The following is a 3,501-nucleotide window of genomic DNA, read 5'->3' on the forward strand; positions in this document are numbered from 1 at the left end:
CAGTTATTTATATTTGATATTTGTAGTTACTAAAGTAATAAAAGTATTATGTTGAATAAATCATTACTGATTCGTTTTATATTAACAATATTGATTATTTTTCAGGTAATAATTTTTGATACTCAACCAGTTCAAGCTGCTGTTGACTCCTATATCACAAGATATTTAGATGCAGAAATACCAGTAGAAATAAAACTTAATGAGCAAGGTGAAACAAAGAAGTTTTCTGCTGAAGATTTATCTGAGGGTAAACAAATGTTTGCCAAAAATTGTCTCAACTGTCATGTAGGAGGAGCAAATTTAGTCAACCCTCCAATATCTCTATCTTTGAACAAACTAAAAGGGGCAACACCACCACGAGATAATCTGAATAACTTAGTAGCTTTTTTCAGAAGCCCGATGATATATGATGGTAGTGATTATACATTTTTCTGTCGTCAAGTTACTGAAAATTGGATGTCTCAAGAGACAGTAGAAAAAATGGGTGCATTTATATTAAGAGCAGCGGAAAAAGCTCCTGCTTGGGGAGTAGAAGGGATTGAACAATAAATTAAGCTGGAAAAAAATAATTATTAAATAGGGTTTGCTGAAAAAGTCTTTTTGTCAGGATAGGAATCAGGAGTCATTTCAGTTATCAGTTAGTAGTGACACTTCTAGTAGTGACACTTCGCGAAGTGTCACTACACAAATTAACAGCGTTGCTGAAATGTAATTGTCAGTAGCTGAAGGTAAAATCGGCAAACTTATGTTTTTCGTTGATACTTAATCTAAAAATCATTACCACTCAGCAACCCCAAATTAACATTACCTCTGGCTGTTTGCGCAGCATGACAAACGGAAACCCAGAGGCTTGACATAGCGAATATTCTATTTTTTTATCCCCTTAAAAGGAGAGACGCATACCCTTTTTTTTAGGTCAGGAGAAACGGCAGTTTTATTAGGAGGAAGCAGGAAGAATCTTCCATTGATTTTTATGGCTAACTCTTGTCGAAAATGCTCACTTTTTGAACCTGAACGACCTAAAAGCTAGCACTTTTTGAGAAACTAAAAAGTCTGAAACCTTATATCTGCAAATTATTTTAAATTTCATCAGCAAGTGGTAAATAATTGAAAGGTGTAGTAGAAACTTTGAAATCAAAGTCTCTACAGTTATGGTTATAAAAGCTATAGCTATAGCACTACGCATTATGGTTAGGACAGTTCTAAATGCTCAAACGAACGTCAGGGATTATTTTTGACTTTTGACTTGTGCGTAGCGCTATATTATCAACTATGAACCTGTGTTACTACTCCTGCTGTAGCTCCTATACTAGGTCTAGGTGAGTCGGCGATCTGTGGCTCAGAGATATCCAAATCATCCAATGGTTCCAATGGAAATTCTACAGGAATATCTGCCCCATTGACTACAACTCCTAAAAACTTAGGACCAGACTTACTAGATTCATCCTCTTCATCATTTGTGAGCTGTTCTATAACTTCTGTCAACATACCTGATAGAGTATATTGTGGTCGAGTCACAATAATCATCCCATCAGTATATGGCTCTAGAATAAAAGCATCATTGTTCTGAGTCATACAAGGAGCATCTAGGATAACAAAGTCAAAACGATGTCGTGAGTCTGAAAGTAGCCTTTGCATTTCACTTGATTCAATGATTCCTCCTGGTTGTTTGACAACACCAGGAGTAGGTATCACATACAAATTTTCTACCTCTGGCACTTGTCGAATACAATCATTAATATCCCCATAATAACGAAGTGGTTCAGCATCGCTATGTGCATTAGGAAAAATTTTGAGAGACTCAGCTTTTGATGGAGACCTTAAGTCTGCTTCAATGACAAGTGTTCGTTTACCTGCTCGTGCAGAAGCGATCGCCAAATTATAAGCACAAAATGTTTTCCCTTCTCCTTTAGCTCCACTACTCAAGACCAAAACTTTTGGAGGTTGACTTCCCTGACGCTGCAAATTTGTCCGCAACTTTTCATAGAATTCCAAATAAGGTGAATTACGCTCCAGTAACAAAGGCATTTCTTCTAGCTCCATATCTGGATCAAAAAGCATGACATCAGGCAACAAACCCAATAAAGGCACATCCTTTTCCTTTAAAGCTGTTTTGATTTCTTCCCAAGAATAGAACTTGCCAGAAAGCATTCCCAAGACAAAAATTAAGCCTCCACCAAGAACTATACCTGCTAGCCCCCCTATTGCCATCATTAAAGGCATACTTTTTTCCGCTGCCTCACCCTTCTTAGCAACACCAGCTTTCTGAGCAATGGCTAAACTGCTAGTTATCTCTGCCTCTGCTGCCTCAGCATCTTCTAACTTAGTTTGCATACTATCAAGACGAGACTTTTTCACAGCAACTTCTTCTTGCAAATTCACTAATTCTAATTGCTTATCGGGGATAGTCTTATACTCAACTTCCAATTCCTTCTCAGTTTCAATTGTTCTTTGTAGCTGTCTTTCTAACTGCTCCTTTTGAGCTTTCAGGGAAATGAGGGTTTCTGATAACTGTTGCCTTGTGGGGTCTAAAGAAGCATCAACCCGAATTTGATCTACTTTTCTTAATGGTGCTGCAATACCATTACCTCCTAAAACTTCTGCCGCACGTTGTTGTAGCTGTTTTTCTACAACTTGTTTTTGTCTACGCAACTCAACTACAGGAGGATACTCTTCTCGAAAATCTAACAGTAGCTTATCTAACTGACTCTCTACTTCATATAACTGCACTCGGAGATTTGCTATAATTGGATCGGCGGCGAGTGCCCGTGCTACATAAGCTTGATCTGCAGTTAACCCTAACTGTGTCTCTAAACTATTAATTTGAGCATCTACACCTTCTAACTCTAACTTAATCTGAGTTTGTTGTTGTCGGTTACCTGCGATCGCTGCAGGTAAAGCAGCAGCTCTTGCTGTTATCAACAAAGCTTCTTCATCTCTTTCAAATTTCTGTAGTTTTTCTTGAGCGTTTCTCAAGTCTTCAATTGCTGCAGGTAAACGTTTTTTAACTTCTTCAATAATAGTTGTTTGATAAGTAGCATTAATTTTTCGACTTTGCTTCACGATTTCTGCCATCAGTGCATCTACCACTTCTACAGCTTTTTCTGCATCTGTATCTTCATACTGTAGAAAGTATACACCTTCTTTTGCGCCGAATTTTGCTCCCTTCAGCTTTCTTGCGTCTACTAATACCTTTTCTGCTGCTGCCTGTCTAACTTCATCATTTAGTAACATATCTGGAGTAACTGCCGCAGCTTGTTCTTGAATTGCAGTACCAGTCTGGGAAAATAATACAGGAGGACGAATACTCCTCAATGTACCTAGAATTGTATGTTTTGGTTCCTCAACTGGTTGCAAAGCAACTATTCCTGAAACACCTACTGCAACTGCGAAAGTTGCTACTCCCACCCACTTGTATAGTCCTAAAGCAATTAAATAACGTTTAACAATTGGTATAGCCATAATCCAGTTTTTATTGATAAATAGAATAGATTTACAACT

The 3,501-nt window shown here is 37.8% G+C and carries 2 protein-coding genes; one reads left to right on the forward strand and one right to left on the reverse strand.

The window, feature by feature from the left end:
* Nucleotides 1-48 precede the first annotated feature (48 nt).
* Nucleotides 49-549: a photosystem II cytochrome PsbV2 gene (psbV2, locus tag AFK68_RS05500; protein ID WP_094671914.1), complete on the forward strand. Its 501-nt coding sequence runs from the start codon at nt 49-51 to the stop codon at nt 547-549.
* Nucleotides 550-1,266: 717 nt separating this feature from the next.
* On the opposite strand, the gene AFK68_RS05505 is transcribed toward psbV2, so the two are convergent.
* The coding region (locus AFK68_RS05505) for a tyrosine-protein kinase domain-containing protein (protein WP_246844009.1) at nt 1,267-3,501 on the reverse strand (2,235 nt) is incomplete at its 5' end.

This window comes from Hydrocoleum sp. CS-953, from assembly GCF_002260545.1.
In the GTDB taxonomy this organism is placed as follows: domain Bacteria; phylum Cyanobacteriota; class Cyanobacteriia; order Cyanobacteriales; family Microcoleaceae; genus Trichodesmium.